Origin of the sequence: Streptomyces sp. NPDC059994 (genome assembly GCF_042737755.1) — a bacterium.
Taxonomy (GTDB): domain Bacteria; phylum Actinomycetota; class Actinomycetes; order Streptomycetales; family Streptomycetaceae; genus Streptomyces.
This window is the reverse complement of record NZ_JBHWUR010000110.1, coordinates 1-15695: the sequence shown is the minus strand read 5'-3', so window position 1 is coordinate 15695 and position 15695 is coordinate 1. Positions and strand designations below refer to the sequence as shown.

Sequence of the window (15695 nt, the reverse complement as noted above, 5' to 3'; positions counted from 1 at the left end):
ATACACCCTGTGAACCCCCGGGCGGTGTGCGCGGGCCCGCCGGCGCGCCCGCCGGGTGGCCCCACCACCCGGGCTCTTGCCCCGCCGCCGTTGTTTGACCGGCGCCAGTGGTCACGGCCGGGGGCCGGGCCCCTGGGCAGGCGGCGGGGGCTGTTGACGGTGCTGGTCCCCAGGGCGGGCGCGGTGCGGGGGCGGTACGTCTGGGCGGGGTGCGCGGGGGTGCTGCGAGGCAAGGCGCGCCAGGAGCTCCGAGCTGACTCCTGGCTGGGCGAGGCGCGCGGCAAGCGCGGCCCGCTGCTGCTCGGAGAGGCCGGAGAGCTGCTGCAGCCCACCGGTGGAACTCGTCGGCTGAGGGCGGGCAGCCCAGATCCGCTCGGCCATAGCCTGGACCTGGGTGCGGATCTGCTCGGCCTGGCCGTCGGTGACGCCGTAGGCGCGGAAATGGAGCTGGGTGACGCCCTTAACGAGCGTGAGCGAACGGTGTGCCAGCAGGTAGGGCGAGGCGAGGTCGCTCTGCGGACCTGCCGGGGCCTCGGCCTCCAGGCTCCTGGCGGCCAGTTTGGTGAACGCCATCTGCCCCCAGTGCTGCTCCTGCAGCGTGAGGTCGATGTAGTCGCGCGCATCGACGCGGGACATGGCCTGCTGGAGCGTCTGGATGGTGCAGGTGGCCATCGAGCTGACCACAAGGCCCTGAACGAGGACCGGGGGCGTGTACTGGGGCATGCGGGACAGGACCAGCCGCACCGGCGGCGCTTCGGCCTGGGGACCGCTGCCGGGGGAGACGATGTGCAGGGCCCGCAGCAGCCCCGGCCCGGCGGCCTGTTCGGCCTGAACCTCGTATCCGAGCTGGCGCAGCGCCGCAGCGGCCACCCCGGTGATGCGGACGGGATCGTAGGCCTGGGGGGTGGTCAGTGTGATCTCGACGGCCTGGCGGCGCAGTACCCCGTGCAGATGCAGGGCCAGGTCGCCGCCGAGCTGGAAGGAAGCCTGGGTCTGGCCCAGGGCCGCCAGGACGATCTCCGCATCCCGTACCGCTCGCCCGACGTTCCAGATCACCGCATGTCACCGCCCCAGCTCGGGAAACCGGGCCTGCCACACGAAGATCACCGCATCGGGCAGCACGTCCCGCAGCTGCTCCCACACGGTGACCAGCTGCCCCGCGTGCAGCATCCGGGCCTGCTCGGCGGCGCTGCCGTACAGCAGGGCCCGCTGATACAGGTCCACCACGCTGCGCGGCCCCGCCGTCATACCCCAGCCCGCGGGTGCCTGCACGGCTCCGTCGGCAGGGCCTGCCAGGTCGCTGAGCCTGGCCACGAGCTGGGGCGGCCGCGCCAGCAGCCAGTCCGGGGTCCCGGGCCGGTTCAGCGCGGCTGCGACATCCGAGGGGACCTGCCCGGCCAGGTCGGCGCGCATGGCCTCACGGGTGGCCTTGGCCCCGGCAAAGTCGATGGCGTCTATTTCCGCGTCCGCGTCCCCGTGCTCCACGCTGGTCAACTCCCGTCCGCAGCAGCCTCTTTGGTCGCCCTTGTGCTCCAGCGTACGACGGCCGCACGCGAAGCAGAGGAACTGGACGGCGCCCCGCAGCGGGGAGGGAGGAGCACACGGCAGATGGGACAGGAGCAGAAACCACATCCGGCTGCCGTACCGATATCTCCCCGGGCGCGGGGGCCTGAGCTCGGGGGAGGGCCAGGACCCCGGCGATTCGCGTATCCGGGGGGACCGGGTGCACACACGCGATGCCCTGTTCAACGCCCGCCAGGCAGCACGGTTACGCTCCGGCGCCGACAGTGCCTCGTCTCAGACCGCTTGAACCCCGGCCTCGGGGCCGTCGGCGGCGACAAGCCCTGCGACAAACGACTGGAAGTCCGCGGCAAGGTCCAGCTCGGTGTCCGTGTCGGTGTCGAACCAGGTGAGGGACGGCTCGCCGCGTGGGCCGCAGACTCGGTAGTCGAGCGCGATCCAGCAGTGTCCGTCGCCGGACAGCAGCACGATGGGCGACGGGAGGCCCCACTCCTCGACCAGCTCGGGTGTGTCCGGGATCGACGTCATCCGTTCGCGCCGGCCGATGCCCATGAGGGCGTCGAACGGCACATGGTCCGCACTCCACGACGTGGGAAGGGGGGTGGGGAAGGCGTTCCAGCGAGCGGCCACCGGGGCCGCCGTTCTGAACCCGCAGCACCGACAGGAGCGAAGTGGGGAGCGAGACGCCCAGGCGGACTTCGGCATCGAGCAGCGCCGCGTCGGTCAGGGGCGGCTGGACACCGTAGTTGCCCTCGTTCCACAGCGATGCCCTGACTTCATCGAAATCCGTCACGACCGGCATCGTATGGCTCCCCCGTGGCCCACGGCAGGAGCCCCTGGGCATCCGGGCGGGCGCAACTCGGCCCCAATTCGCGGGTCCGTCGGGCCTCACGGGGCATCGCCACTCGGCGACACGACGCACCCAGGCCACGCGGTTCGAAGAGCCGTCCCCTCGCCGCGGCACGCTGACCGAGCGCTGCTTTGGGGCCCCGCTCTCGGCCAGAGACTGCCCGTCTCGGCCCTCACACCGTTCAGTAGCTGGGCGTGCCCCCGTGCTGCGCGCCGGGGCATGATGACGGCGCGTGCGCGCCGTGGCAGACCCAGGACGGGAGGAGCTGTGTGGTGAGTTCACCTTCCCCCTCGCTGCGGCCTCCCGCGTTGCTGCGGGCGCGCTGGCGTGACGTTCCCGGCTATGCGCGTCTGCTGCAGCGCCGCCTGAGCCCACCTGCCGCGACCAGGATCAGTGCCGTGACCGGGGTGCTGATGTGGCTGCTGGTGCTCGCCTTTTGGCAAGCCGACGGCCGTCTGCTCGGCCGGGGCAGTGCCGTCCTGGCCGTCCAGGGACCGCGCATCCGTCTTCGCCGCCGCCTGGCCGCGCTGGGCATGCTCCTGGCCGCAGCCCTAATGCTCGCCCTGCTCGCGCTTGGCCTGGGCACCGCCGCCGCACTGCTGGCGGCAGTCTGCGGGCTGCCTGCGGCGCTGGCCGGAAACAGCGTGGCCATAGCCTTCGGTGTCCTTCTCGTCGCGGAGATGGCCCGCACGCTGCGCGGCATTTCCAGTTCGGTGGCCGTAACGCGGGCCCGCCGCGCGCACCGCAGGACGGGCGGCACGTGGTGGGAAGTGGGGCAACTGGCCGCCGCCGAGGACGATCCCGTCTCCGCCGGCCGCCTCGTGCACGCGGCGCTGCGGCAGGCCGACACCCACGGCATCGGCCTGGTGGCCGCCGCCCGCACCCCCGCGCTGGAACGCGCCTACCGGCGGCTCGGATTCTGCCCCGACCCCGCTCACCCTCCCGCCTTGATCCGCCTGCCAGGCGCTGCACACCGCACTCGTCGGTGAGACCGGCCGGCAAGCCGGCCTCTGGATACACCAGTAAGGAGCGTCAGCTCTGCTGGAAGCGGCTCTGCGATGATGCGCAGTGTGGACCATGCGGACGCTCTGGTGAGGCTGGGCAGTTGGACTGCCGAGCAGTGGGGCCTGGTGACGGGGGCGCAGGCCGCCCAGGAAGGCGTCGATGCTCCCCGGCTGACGTCGCTGGTGGGGGCGGGTCTGCTGACGGCAGTGGACGACGGGGTCTATCAGCTGGCCGGGGCGCCCGCGCCGCGGCACGGGGTTATCAAGGCCGCCTGGCTCGCGATGGATCCGCCGACGCCCGCCTGGCGCAGGCTGCCGCCCGCCCGCCCCGGGGCGGTCATCTCCCACGCCTCCGCCTGCCGCCTGCACCAGCTCGGTGACCTGCCCGCACCCGTGGTGGAGATGATCGTGCCGCCCGGGACGCCCGGCGAGGGGCCGGGCCGGTGCCTGTATGACGGGCCGGTCCTGGATCCCGGGGACATCGCGCTGGTGGACGGACTGCCCGTCACCACGCCCACGCGCACCATCACCGACCTGCTGCACGCCGGAGTCGACGGCGCGCACATCGGCGCGGTGATCGCGGACGCAGCCGGCCGCCACCTGGTCGGGCCCGACACCCTCGCCCCTCATCTCCAGCCCTTCACCACCGCCTACGGGCTGCCCCACGCGGCCACGGGCCACGACCTGATTGACCATCTCACTGCCCAGGCGGGTGAAGGGGTGGGCGCCGAGCAGGTGGGACGGCTGCTCGTCCAGGCGCGCGTGGAGGACGTCGCCGCGGCCCTGTCCCGCCTCCCGGCCCCGTGGCGCCAGCAGCTCCTTCAGCACCTGGCGCCCGGTGCGGACGACAACTGACGCCCGGACCCGATCAAAGCCGACAGGCGCCGTCGCACCCCGCCACCCTTGTGGGCACGGCTGCGGGATACCCGCTCCCCGCACGTACGCTTGAACCCTGGCCGCCGACCACCTCTGTCCGAGGAGCCAGATGGACGCGTACACGAGCCCGACGGCCTTCTACGGCGCGCTCAAACACAAGGCCCAGCTCCTGTCCCGGCAGAGCGGGATGGGCGTCGCCGACCTGCTGAGCTCCTACTACTTCAGCCGCCTGGTCGCCCGGGTGTTCCAGGCCCAGCCCGAACGCTGGATCCTCAAAGGCGGCCACGCGCTGCTCACGCGCTACCCGGGCGCAGCGCGCCTGAGCCAGGACGTCGACATCCAGCACGACGGTGACACCGGCATCGAGGACGCCGTCACCGCCCTGTGCGCCGCCGCCCGCCACGACCTGCGCGACTACCTCCGGTTCGAACCCGCGCGATTATCCACCCACCAAAACGGCGCCGCCGGAGCCAAACAACTGCTCCACGTCTACATGGGCACCCACCAGGTCGACACCCTGCGCGTCGACGTGGTCGCCGGACGGCGACCCATCACCACCCCCGACATGCGCCCCATCCGGCCGCTGATCGACCTGGGCTGGCCCGCCGACTGGCCCCAGGCGCGCCTATATCCGATCCTCGACCACCTCGCGGACAAAACCTGCGCGCTCTACGAACGCCACCGCGGCATCCCCTCCACCCGCTGGCGCGACCTCGCCGACATCCTCCTCATCAGCCAGCAGGAAACCCTCGACGGCCACGCCGCCCAGATCACCCTCCGCGCCGAGGCCCAGCGCAGACAGCAGGCGGGAGGCGACCTCCACCTCCCCACGAGCTTCGAGCCCCCGGGACCCGCCTGGCCCGCCCGCTACCCCACCGCAGCGCTCCAGGTCCCCGGGCTGAACGGCTGCACCACCTGGCACCAGGCAGCCGCCGCCGCCGACACCTTCCTCACCCCGCTCCTCGCCGCCCACCCGCCCGGCCACTGGCACCCGGCCGACACCACATGGCACCCCCAGCCGCAGCACCTTGAACTGACACCCGCCCACATGGCCCGGCTGCGCGCCCTCACCGACGCCGTGGCCCAGCGGACCGCGACGGCCCCCGCGCCCGCGGCACAACGGCCCCAGCGCCCCCGTCCCGACGTACCGCCCCCGGCGCCCGGCTCCACGAGGACGCCGGGCCGCTAGCCGGCGGGCAGCCCGGCCTCCGCTCTCTACCTTGCCCACTGCACCGGATGCGGCGCCCCCTACCGGGGCCCCTGGCGGCGCCTCCCGCCCGCCCGTTTTCCCCGGTCGGGCTAGGATCGCGGGCATCCTGCACCGGTATGGAGTGTGTGGGTCACGCCCCGGTCCCCGTGACGGGACGCAGTACGGCCGGGGCCGCACCCGCCCGCAAGACCCCGGCGGTTCCCCAGCGTTGTGCCGGGACCGCTGACAACCTGAAGACGAGGGCTGCAGGTGAGGCAGTCAGCCGGGACGTGTGGGAGGGGACCGGTGTCCCTGCGATGCCAGCCACACCTTGGGGAGACGCAAACGCTATGTCTGAGTACGGTTTCGTCTCCGCGACGGATGAGGTTCTCAGCGTCCGCCACGATCTGGCGGAGCGGGTGGTTGCGGCGCTGCAGCGCGCCGGTCTGCCCGCGTGCATCGAGGGGGAGCTAGGTTCGCGCGACCGGGCGGGAGCGCGGGTCGAGGTCCAGCCCGACGCGGAGACCGGGTCGGCGGCGGTGTCCGTGTTCTGGGGCTGCGATCCCGCCATGGTCCAGGCCGCCCTCAACAGTCTCCAGGCCGGGCGTACCGATACGCCGGCTTTCCGCTATGCCGGGACGATGGGCCTGCACATGCAGAGCGCAATGATCAAAATCCTGCTGTCGTCGGGGATCATCGCCACGCTGGAGGACGACACCATGAACCCGGACGCTGTCCTCGTGTTCGGGATGATGTCCGACCTGCCACCGGCGCTCAGGCCCGCGTTCGTACCGCCGGAACCCGCCGACCAGCCGTCCGCTGACGGTCCGTCCTGCGCCGTCTGACCAGCCTTGTGCATCACAGGCGGTACCCCTTGTCTCACTCCGCTGTCGCAGCTGTCCGGGCACGGCGTGGAGATGCAGCGCCAGGGAAGGCCCCAGCCTCCGTCCCCGTATCCGCCCGGCCCCTCTCCTCGTCCTGCGGGGTATCCGCTCCGTACAGGCCGAAGGGACCCTCTTCCCCCGGGCAGCGCGCCCCCAACTGGACGGCGCACGCGCTGCATCCGGTAGGGCCGCGGGATCATGTCGCCTCCGTCTCCTGCACATCGCCGCCGGGTCACGGGCGGCTGTGAATCGAGCGTAGAGGGATGAAGAGTTCACGGGCGCGAGACCGGCATCCTCTGGCGTGATGTCGGGATGCGGGGCCGAGGTGGTTCGTCATCTGTGCCCGGGAACTCGGCCGCACCCGTGGGGCGCGACAGACAGCCGGTTCTGGCACAGAGGCCCGCCCTGAGCCCGGGAGCTCCAGAACACAAGATCCCGACGGTCGGCCGACCCGCTGCGGACACGCGCACACGGCCCGAGCGAGGGGGCGGAGCAGGCGTCGGCTGTCCAGTCGGCGAGGAGGAGGCGGGCGAACTCGGCGGCTGCGAAGGCTTCGCAGCCCGAGAGGATGGGGCCTTCGGCTGACGGCGTGCCGGTCAGAGTCTTAGAAGAAGCTGTGCCTGCCCCGGGCCCTCTAGCGGCGGGGGGTCGTCGATCGTGGCTGCGCCTGCACCTGCGCTGGGTCCGGCTGCGTCGGCCGACGGCCAGGAGGCGCAGAGGGCGGCAAGGGCAGCGCACGGTTTGCCGCGCCCGTGATGAGGGCGTCGGCCACGGCGCGGATCTCCTGTGCCCGCGAGGCGTACGGCAGCCCCCCTTGCACATGCTCAGCGGGCTGACGACGGTGGCCGCGCTCGTCGTAGCGGGCCTGGTAGGCCGCACTGGCGTGCTGCGGAGCCAGCGGAGCGAGCGCGGCCGTGACCGGGGCGGGAAATGCCGCGCTGTGCACCCTCCACGGCTGCTCGGGGGAGCGCCACGCCATCGACGCCACCTCCACTGGGACATCGGCTGTCCCACAGAACTCCACGAACGACGCGGAAGCCTCGTACTGCTGGTCTGCGCTCAGCGGCCGCAGCTGAAAGACGACATGAGTGGCCGGCCGGGAGGGATCGTCCTGGAGCATCTCCAGTTGGGCCGCATCGTCGAACGCCGCGCGCGCTGTGGTGTTCCAGGGAGTGTGCGCGTGCGGCAGGTTGCCGTGCCCAACATGCTCCAGCAGCACCGCCGCACGCTCAGCAGCATCGCGGGAACTGTCGTGGACGTAGCGGTGCAGCCCCGGGCGCAGGGACAACACCGCCGAGCCGTACAGACCCTGCACGGACGGATCGGCACCCGGCGGTGTGGCAACCGGCCGGAAGGCAGGAGCCCACCGCCCGGCCTCCTCCTCCGTGCGTTCGCCATAGCGGTACTCGGCCCCACGGTGCCCCTCCAGGCCGAAAAGCCCGTTGAAGAAGGCGTTGCTAGCCCGGTTGGCTGAGACCTCACGGGCATCGAAGTACCGGGCCCACTCGGCCGGGGGCCGATTGTGGATGTTGCGCTCAGGGGCGGGGTCACGGTAACCGTTCCACCACTTCGTCCCCTCGGGGGTGCGCAGTCCGTGGTTGATCCACGCCGCGGGATAGGCCGCGTAGAGTGCGTCCATCAGGACCGAGGCAATCCCCCGGCGCGCGTAGCCAGGATCGACAGAGACCATGGAGACGGTCACGGCCTGCCCGCTGGGGTGCACCTCGAAGTCCAGGTTCCCCGCCGCGAACCCGCCGTGCAACGCGATCAGGCGACGATTCCTCCAGGCGCCCAAAGTGACCTTCCAGTCGGTCAGCCACAGTGACAGCCCAGAACCGTCCAGCCGCGCCTGCGCTCCCGCCTCTGCCATCACCAGCCTCCGCGCTCTCGGCGCCCGGCGCCTAAGATCGGCCTGCCGCGTGGCCGGTCAGGGCAGGCCGAGCCGCGTCCACGTCCGGCGGTGCTGCGGGCGAAAGAGACGAGGGGACAGGTCCATGGCGGGCACGCCGTCGCGGCCGCCCTCACCTGCTGTCCCGACCGCTGCCCGCGTCCGCCCTGGGGATCTGCCGGATACGCGCCGACGCCACGAGAACCGCCACGCCTACACCGTGGAGGCACGGGAGGGCCGTACGGACACCACCCGCGTACGCGCCGGCCCGGCTGTGGACGGCAGTTCCTCCAGACAGGCGGCTACTGCCTCCTCCAACTGTCCGCGCCCGCCGGCGGTCAGCAGGCTGCTGCCGCTGGCCGGGTCGATGTCGAGGACTGCCTGCACCGTCACGGTGGCCGCGTGCGCTCCTGGCGCGGCATCCTCGCCGGGCAGCACCACCTGCGCGATGCAGTGCACCTCGCCGCGGGCATCCACGTCGGAGCGCGAGTCGTAGATGATCTCGCCGGCGGCGCTCAGCACTGCCATGAGGCGATCGACCGCCGGGGGTAGGCCCTTCAACTCGACCCGGGTGACCGACGGCACCTGTTCTGGCATACCCATCCGCTCCTCCACGATTGCCGGGGCCGCGCCGAGCCGAGACCTTCCTCAACCGTAACTCCACTTGCTACCAAAGCCAGTTGTTCCATGGGGGCGTCTGGCTTCCCCTTCGGACGGCGCCCGGGAGCCTGGCCCCCAGGTCAACCGAGACGAGGGCACATCGGGTGGGGCGAACCGCCGGAGCAGCCGAAAGGCCGCTTTGCTCTGTCAGCGCGGACGAACTCAGCGCAGCAGCCTCGACGTCCCAGGAATCCGTGACGCTGGACCACAGCCCGTACCGACCTCGTCAGGCGCGGCCTTGCACACGATCCGCCCCACAGGCAGGCCCCCAGGCCCCGTGGAGGGGCACCGGACGAACTGGCTGATGCGCTGACGCCCGTGGGCCTGCGGCGTTACCGTACGGGCATGACGAGCGCTCCACCCGCCGAGCGGGTCCTGCCCGCCGACCCTTCGCTGATCAGCCTTGCCTACCACCACGAACACCCGGTGCGGTCCTACGAGTTCGAGAACACGCTGCAGGTGTGGTCGGTCACGGCCCGCATCGACGCCGACATCCTGGCCGAAGACCTTGCCGCGCGTGGGGACGTGGACCAGGAGCAGCTGGACGCCGTCGGGGAGATCATGGTGGGGCGGATGTCGTTCGTGCGGGTGCGCATGTTCGGGCCCGACGACCCGTTCGAGGCCATGGACTCCTACACCGGTGACACCGCGGGCATCGGCGAGGTGGTGCTGGATATCGGCCGGGGCCAGTGGGCGGCGGAGTTCGAGGCGGCCCTGGCCCACCCGGTCGGCGACCTGCTGGTGATGGACCGCGTCATTCTGCAGCCCGAATGGCGCGGCTTCGGGCTCGGCCCGGTCCTGGCGGGATCCGCTGTGCAGCGCCTGTCCAACGACTGCGTGGCCGTGGTCTGCGAACCGGGATCGGCTGACGGCCGCGAACTCACCGAGGACCAGCACACCGAGACCAAGGCCAAGCTGGCCGGAGTCTGGGCGAAGATCGGCTTCACCCCGTTCCAGGACGGCGTCCACGTCCTCGACTGCCATCTGCAGCGCCCCCTCGACCTGATGGCCGAGCGGCAGCGGGAGTTCCGCGCCCACTGCGCACAGTGGCGTCGACAGCACGCCTGACGATGCGCTCCGGCGCGCGGGCTCGGTGCCTACGCCGGCCCGCGTCCGGCTGGTGCACAGCGCAGGAAGCCAGCCTGCCTGGCGCGGGTGACCAGTTGCCGAGCGGTCCTCGTCCCTGGTGTGGGCCGGGCCCGCGTACGTGCGAAGTGGCCGCGGGCCCGGCATACCGCCGGTCTGTCAGCGACGGCACTCCCACGCTAAGGGACAGGCGAGCGTGCCGCGCGCTGCACGGCCGGGTAACACGGTGGTGTTGAGGAGGACGGGCTTCACGCGGCGGTCGGGGCGCTGTCTCGCAGCGCGCCCCAACTCCCTGTCAGTCCTGGAGCCGGATCGGGACGATTCGGAGCCAGTCGACCGGGAGGCGCTGGCTGAAGCCGGGTATGGCGGCCTCCTGGGCCAGGTCCAGGAGCTGAGCGGTGTCGACGGCTCGGACAGTGCGGGGAAGGGTCGGGGTCATGTCGCGATGATGCCAAGAAGCCTCCGCGGGGCCGAGAGCTCAGCTAGGCCGGGATGCGATCTGCCGGCGGGCAGGACCCCAGACTTCCTCGAACTCCTCGGAGGTGAGTTGTTCGGGGTCGTGGCCTTCCCATTCCGAGACGGGTAGCTCGGCTGTCATCCCGAGCCTGCTGTCGTACTCATCGAGGCGGCCGGCGTCGTAGGACCGCTGCCACTCAGCGAGGGAGGCAGCTGCGATCGGGGTCAGCTCTGGCCCTTCGAGTTCGACCTGCCGGCTCACCCAGCCTTCGGCGTCGACGCTGAGTAGGCCCGGGGCGCGGTGCCGGAATTGCTCCCGGCCCGTTTCCCCGGACCTCTCGCCGAACCCGCCGTGCCTATTACTAGGCAACGGGCTCTCCACGGTCTCTGCCGTCAGTTACTTGCAGTGGCCCAGGGGCTGGGAATCGTGTTGCCGCGGTAGCGATACCGGGTGACCGGGATCGCGCTGATCTTCCGCAACTCGATCTCGCCCGCGCTGATCGGCAGCCACCGCCCGGTGGGAGTGGTGAGCCGTCTGCGGACGTCCGACCAGTTCCAGTGATGCCGTACTTGCAGCAACCTGATCACCCGCCACCAGACGAGGTAGTCCAGATTGCTGAAGGTGCGCTTCGCGACGGCATGCCTGAAGTAGTTGGCCCATCCGAGTGTGACCTGGTTGAGGTTCACCAGAATCACGGCCAGGTCCTGCTGCGATGTTCTGTGGGTGAGGTGCCGGATCTTCGCCTTCACCGACCGCAGAGGTCGGTCAGCGATGAAGGTGTAGACGTACCACTTGTCCGTTCCGCGCTTGCGGCGCCACTGGATGTGGAACCCCAGGAAGTCGAACCCCTCGCTCAGATGCGCCACCTGGGTCTTGGCTGCTGAGAGCCGCAGCCCCATCGGTGCAAGGACCTGAGCGACTTCCTCGCGCAGTGCTTCCGTGTCCTGCCTGGTTCCCTTGACCAAGACGACAAAATCGTCCGCGTAGCGGACGAGCCGCCACGAGGGCAGGCCTTTGGCACCCCGCCGTTCGCGCCGACCGCTGGTGGACAGTTCCCCATCTGACTCCCATGCCCGGTGCAGGTGCTCATCGAGCACCGACAGAGCAGTGTTGGCCAGGAGAGGAGAGATGGTGCCCCCTTGCGGCGTGCCGGTGAAGGTCTCCTGATGTTCCCCGAGCTCTGTAAGGAGACCGGACTTCAGGAATGCTTTCACCAGCGCCAGAACCCGCTTGTCCTTGATCCTCTTCCGAACACGGTTCATCAGCGCGACATGCTCGATCTCGTCGAAGCACGCCGCGATATCCGCGTCTAGCACCCACCGATAGCCATGGGTGCCGTAGAAGTGAATCTCGGCAATCGCGTCCTGAGCCCGCCGCTTGGGCCGGAACCCGTAGGAGACCGGCTTGAAGTCGGCCTCGAAAATGGGCTCCAGGACCAGTTTCAGCGCGGCCTGGACGACCCGGTCGGCGATCACGGGAATCCCCAGCCGCCGAACCTTCCCCGACCCACCCGGTTTGGGGATCTTGCGCTCCCGCACCGGTAGCGGCCGGAACGAACCCTGCCTGAGCTGGGTTCGAAGGTCATTCAGGAAACCGGGGACCCCGACCTGCTCCTCGACGTCGGCGGCCGTCAGGCCATCCACGCCGGGAGTGCGGGCTCCCCGGTTGCCGGCGACCCGGTCGAACGCCGCGATCAGCGTCGACGGGTCGTGCACGAGGTTGAACAGATCATCGAACCGGCGGCCGGGATCGGCCGCCGCCCAACGGTGAAGTTTGGCCTGCATCTCCGATACCCGCTGGCGCGGACCCATCGGGCCTTCCTCCAGCAGGGCGCCGCTGTTCAGCGGCGCGTCTTTCGGCATTGCAGTCTCTTTCCCTTCTCGAAACCGCTGCCGCCCTTCCCCATGTGCGCGGGCTCTGTCGGGTAGCTCCGGCGCGTTGCCGCGCCGGAGCCCCCTAAGAACCGGACGTGCCAGTCATCCCGGCATCCGGCTCAAGCAAGCCCTGAAGGCTCGCGGGCAAGCAGAGGTGCCGGACCTGGAGCGATGTCGGCAGAGCGCCGACGCCGACAGGCCGTGTGCACGAGACGAAGGACCACGTTCGACGTGCCTTGGTCCGGAGCGAGGACGAGGTGTTGCTTCGTCACTGCCCTTCGGACCACCGCCATCCACTGTTCCCATTCGGCAGGGCTCTGCGGTTGGTGGTCGGCGTGCAGGAGAAAGCTCCGACACAGCGGGCAGCGGCCGTCTTGCAGCGTCAGCAGCCGCAGTCCGTACGCGTCCAGCAGCAGAGGTTTCTCTTTGCGTCGCCGTTTGGCCCAGTATTCAGCCAGGGCTGGATCGTCCGGAGACGATGTGCCCGGGACCATCTGGTGCCGAACAATCTTTGTCCAGGAGAATTTCCGCAGGTGAGCGCCGGTCTCCCGGTCGCCGAATACCCATCGGTTCTTACTGGACTTGTTGAACTGACCGAAGTACCGGTTGACGATCCAGTGCCTCGATTTGTTCTGGTGGCCGTTCTTGGCCCACTTGTAGGTGAGCTTCCACATGTAGTCGTCCAGCGCGGTAAACGCTGCACTGGAGACCACCGTCCGGTAGTAGGCCGACCAGCCGCGCACGATCGGGTCGATCTTGTGCAGCACCGCACTGACATTGGAACCTCGCAAGGCCAACATCTCCGTGCTTAGCCGTTCCCGGATTCGTCTCAGAGCCGCCGGACTCGGTTTGATCAGCAACTTGCCGTCATAGCGGCGGACGTTAAATCCCAGAAAGTCGAAACCGGAGTCAGCGCGGACGATTCGTGTCTTGTCCTCGTTGAACGCCAGCCCTCTGGGCGCCAGCCACTCGGCGAGCTTTGCTTTGACCTGTTGGGCTTCGTCATGGCTGTGACATAGCGCAACAAGATCGTCGGCGTATCTGATCAAGGCCGGGGAACCCTCAACCGACTCGGCGGCGTTCGTGCCGAGCTTGCGGTATCGGACTCCGGCGGCTTGTTCCATTCCGTGCAGAGCGATGTTCAGCAACAGGGGGCTGACGACGCCCCCTTGCGGGGTGCCTTCCTCTGTCGGGGCGAACCGGCCGCCGTCGACCACTCCGGCCTTCAGCCAGTGCCTGACCAGTTCCCTGGCCGGGAACGTGCCCAGCTGGGCGAGAAGGTACTCGTGGTCGATACGGTCGAACGCCGCTTTCAAGTCCGCGTCCAACACCCACATCCGCTGGGGGTTCTTGCCCTTCAACGTCAGGTAGATGGCGGATATCGCGTCATGACAACCGCGGCCGGGCCGGAAGCCGTACGACTTCGGCTCGAACCGCGCCTCCCACTCGGGTTCCAGCGCGTTGACCACCCGCGCTTGGAGTGCCCGGTCAGCGATGACCGGGATCCCCAGCGGGCGCTTCTTTCCGCCTTCTTTGGGAATGTGCACGCGCTTGACCGGCAGGGGCGTCCAGGTTTTCGAGCGGTATTGCGCCCAGTCGACCAGTCTGGTCTTCGACTGGGGCAGCAGCGCCGTCCGCCCGTCCACTCCGGCGGTCTTGCGCCCAGCGTTGATCTCCGTCACGCGCCGCACGCTCAGCAGCGTATTGGCACGGGAGCGGAGCATCAGTTTCTGCAAGTTGCGAACTCGCTTGAGGTCGCCTCCCCGCGATGCCGTGAAGATTCTCTGCCGCAGACGCCGTACTTCATCCTCGACGGCACGCCAGTCAATATCGTGCCAGTCAGGGATGTCGTCCTCCGGTCCGTTCGCCATCACGTCCGCGTTGGCTTCCACCTGCGTGTTCGTCATGGCGTCCAACTTGCCCTTCGGTTCCGGTGTCGTTCGCTTCGTCTCTCCACAGGCTCACCTGGCCTCCGTCAGCACCCTTTCGGGTCCGGGTATCAACCCGTATCCGGCCGGTTATGCGAGACGGCCGGCGGAGGGCCGGTCATGATGTCTCGTTTTCCCGCTGCCTTTCGGCCGCCGGCATTGGCTTCTGAGGCCATCCTGCGCCCGCTGGAGAATTGGGCCTTCCTTGCGGTCAGCTTGCCGAAGACGCCAGGCTTCTTCGGACTCCAACGGGGTTGTCACGTTCCGCACGAGTGAGGTGCGGCCGGGTCGGGTGCCCCCTATACCCCGAGGACGGCGGTGTTCTCCCGACCGGCTTAAGGTCCTCCGGTCGGCGCCTGCCGCTTCTCAACGGCCAGTCCTTGACCCCGCTGCAACGACCCATCTGCGGGGCTTCCTATCACGAGGCATCACCAGGGGTTCACGTTGTTCACCCTGTCGGCCTTCCCCGCGGCCTGTAACTCCCGGATGGAACGGGAGCCCTTGGGCCTTGAAACCTGAGCTTCGCACCCCGCCGTTACCAGCGACGCACGTCAGGCCGGGGACAGATCCTCGAACACTGATCCGTAACTACACCTTCGGCATCAGCCGACCTCCTTCGATGAAGCTCACTCAACTCGTGCGACTTTCGTGTCGCACCCCCGGCTCGGAGTACTACGGCGGCTCCGCCCCACCCGGACCGTTCGGCGGTCGATGCGCCTATCCCCAACCGGGCACTGGCCATGCACGACAGAGGAGTTGAGAACGGGTGGTTCCCGTGTTCACTGCGATTCGCTCGTTGGAGTAGGAGCCCGACTGTGTCCCTGCGGCATCGCCACGAGTACGCCGTAGACCTTCCTCGTGGCCTCCCGAACGGCTTCGAAATACCGGCCAAGGAGTTCCCCGCTTCCCTCAGGCAGCGGGTGCGCACCGCCTCCGGCCCAGATCCACCAGGTTTCGAGCCGGTGTATTCGTTAAGAGACGTAAAGACGCCGGTTCCTCGCGTACTCCTCTCCATCCCGCTCGCCGGACCCGCACCATCTGGCAGTACTGGCACGTCCCGGCTTTGTCAGGGCCGCTCCCGCCCTCCCCGGCATCACCCGGATCAGGCTGCCCTCAGCTCCACCTCCCTGCTACGACAGGTCAGCGGTGAAGGTCTCTCACCTCCACACGAATCACAGCGCCTCACGGCGCAACTCGAAGTAGAACCAGGTGTCTTCCTCGTCCCAGTAGCAGCGCATCCATGTGGTCACCGGTCAATGATGACGGTGCTGGCTGCCGCCATGACGGTCTCGCCGAAGGGAATCAGTTGGGGATCCGCCGGGCAGCGGCGGCGACCGGCGAATCTCAGACCGCGTTTGAGATCTCCCGTGCCGGTTGTGCGGATCGCTCGTTGAGGGGTGTATGAGTGCTGCTGGGGAGGGTTATCCGTCGGATCTGACGGATGAACAGTGGTTGCTGGTCGAGGAGTTGTTGCCGCC

The 15695-nt window shown here is 69.4% G+C and carries 14 protein-coding genes and 1 pseudogene; 5 read left to right on the top strand and 10 right to left on the bottom strand.

Annotated elements, in window-relative coordinates:
* Positions 1-111 precede the first annotated feature (111 nt).
* From ACFWA7_RS33670 to ACFWA7_RS33660, 3 genes are all read right to left on the bottom strand, one after another.
* Complete coding sequence (locus ACFWA7_RS33670; RefSeq protein ID WP_385826842.1) at positions 112-1056, bottom strand: hypothetical protein; 945 nt, start codon at positions 1054-1056, stop codon at positions 112-114.
* A gap of 6 nt (positions 1057-1062) precedes the next feature.
* A complete protein-coding gene (locus ACFWA7_RS33665; protein ID WP_385536729.1) occupies positions 1063-1632 on the bottom strand; it encodes a hypothetical protein in 570 nt (189 codons plus the stop codon).
* 165 nt (positions 1633-1797) lie between these two features.
* Positions 1798-2091 carry a hypothetical protein gene (locus ACFWA7_RS33660; RefSeq protein WP_385826840.1) on the bottom strand — a complete coding sequence of 98 codons (294 nt, stop codon included), beginning with the start codon at positions 2089-2091 and terminating at the stop codon, positions 1798-1800.
* Positions 2092-2643: 552 nt separating this feature from the next.
* Between ACFWA7_RS33660 and ACFWA7_RS33655 the strand changes: the two genes are divergently transcribed.
* The 4 genes from ACFWA7_RS33655 to ACFWA7_RS33640 all read left to right on the top strand — a co-directional run bounded on the left by ACFWA7_RS33655 (position 2644) and on the right by ACFWA7_RS33640 (position 6285).
* On the top strand, positions 2644-3360 hold the full coding sequence (locus ACFWA7_RS33655; RefSeq protein ID WP_385826838.1) for a hypothetical protein: 717 nt from the start codon (positions 2644-2646) through the stop codon (positions 3358-3360).
* Between the two features lie 81 nt (positions 3361-3441).
* Positions 3442-4230, top strand: a complete 789-nt coding sequence (locus tag ACFWA7_RS33650) for a hypothetical protein (RefSeq protein WP_385536721.1) — start codon at positions 3442-3444, stop codon at positions 4228-4230.
* 130 nt (positions 4231-4360) lie between these two features.
* Positions 4361-5440, top strand: coding sequence for a nucleotidyl transferase AbiEii/AbiGii toxin family protein (locus tag ACFWA7_RS33645; protein WP_385826836.1), 1080 nt, complete (start codon positions 4361-4363; stop codon positions 5438-5440).
* A 350-nt stretch (positions 5441-5790) separates the two neighbouring features.
* Positions 5791-6285 carry a hypothetical protein gene (locus tag ACFWA7_RS33640; RefSeq protein WP_385826834.1) on the top strand — a complete coding sequence of 165 codons (495 nt, stop codon included), beginning with the start codon at positions 5791-5793 and terminating at the stop codon, positions 6283-6285.
* Positions 6286-6958: 673 nt separating this feature from the next.
* On the opposite strand, the gene ACFWA7_RS33635 is transcribed toward ACFWA7_RS33640, so the two are convergent.
* Entirely contained in the window at positions 6959-8194 is a 1236-nt protein-coding gene (locus ACFWA7_RS33635) for a GNAT family N-acetyltransferase (protein WP_385536712.1), read from the bottom strand.
* A gap of 231 nt (positions 8195-8425) precedes the next feature.
* Positions 8426-8740: a hypothetical protein gene (locus tag ACFWA7_RS33630; protein WP_385536709.1), complete on the bottom strand. Its 315-nt coding sequence runs from the start codon at positions 8738-8740 to the stop codon at positions 8426-8428.
* 477 nt (positions 8741-9217) lie between these two features.
* Between ACFWA7_RS33630 and ACFWA7_RS33625 the strand changes: the two genes are divergently transcribed.
* Positions 9218-9940 carry a hypothetical protein gene (locus ACFWA7_RS33625; protein ID WP_385536707.1) on the top strand — a complete coding sequence of 241 codons (723 nt, stop codon included), beginning with the start codon at positions 9218-9220 and terminating at the stop codon, positions 9938-9940.
* A gap of 313 nt (positions 9941-10253) precedes the next feature.
* On the opposite strand, the gene ACFWA7_RS33620 is transcribed toward ACFWA7_RS33625, so the two are convergent.
* The 5 genes and pseudogenes from ACFWA7_RS33620 to ACFWA7_RS33600 all read right to left on the bottom strand — a co-directional run.
* On the bottom strand, positions 10254-10397 hold the full coding sequence (locus ACFWA7_RS33620; protein WP_385536942.1) for a hypothetical protein: 144 nt from the start codon (positions 10395-10397) through the stop codon (positions 10254-10256).
* A 39-nt stretch (positions 10398-10436) separates the two neighbouring features.
* A pseudogene (locus ACFWA7_RS33615) lies at positions 10437-10694 on the bottom strand (hypothetical protein); the annotation flags it as partial.
* Positions 10695-10807: 113 nt separating this feature from the next.
* Positions 10808-12277 carry a group II intron reverse transcriptase/maturase gene (gene ltrA / locus ACFWA7_RS33610; RefSeq protein ID WP_385826832.1) on the bottom strand — a complete coding sequence of 490 codons (1470 nt, stop codon included), beginning with the start codon at positions 12275-12277 and terminating at the stop codon, positions 10808-10810.
* 131 nt (positions 12278-12408) lie between these two features.
* Positions 12409-14196 carry a group II intron reverse transcriptase/maturase gene (gene ltrA, locus ACFWA7_RS33605; protein WP_385826830.1) on the bottom strand — a complete coding sequence of 596 codons (1788 nt, stop codon included), beginning with the start codon at positions 14194-14196 and terminating at the stop codon, positions 12409-12411.
* A gap of 1267 nt (positions 14197-15463) precedes the next feature.
* A partial coding sequence (locus ACFWA7_RS33600; RefSeq protein WP_385826828.1) for a hypothetical protein occupies positions 15464-15695 on the bottom strand: 232 nt, incomplete at its 5' end.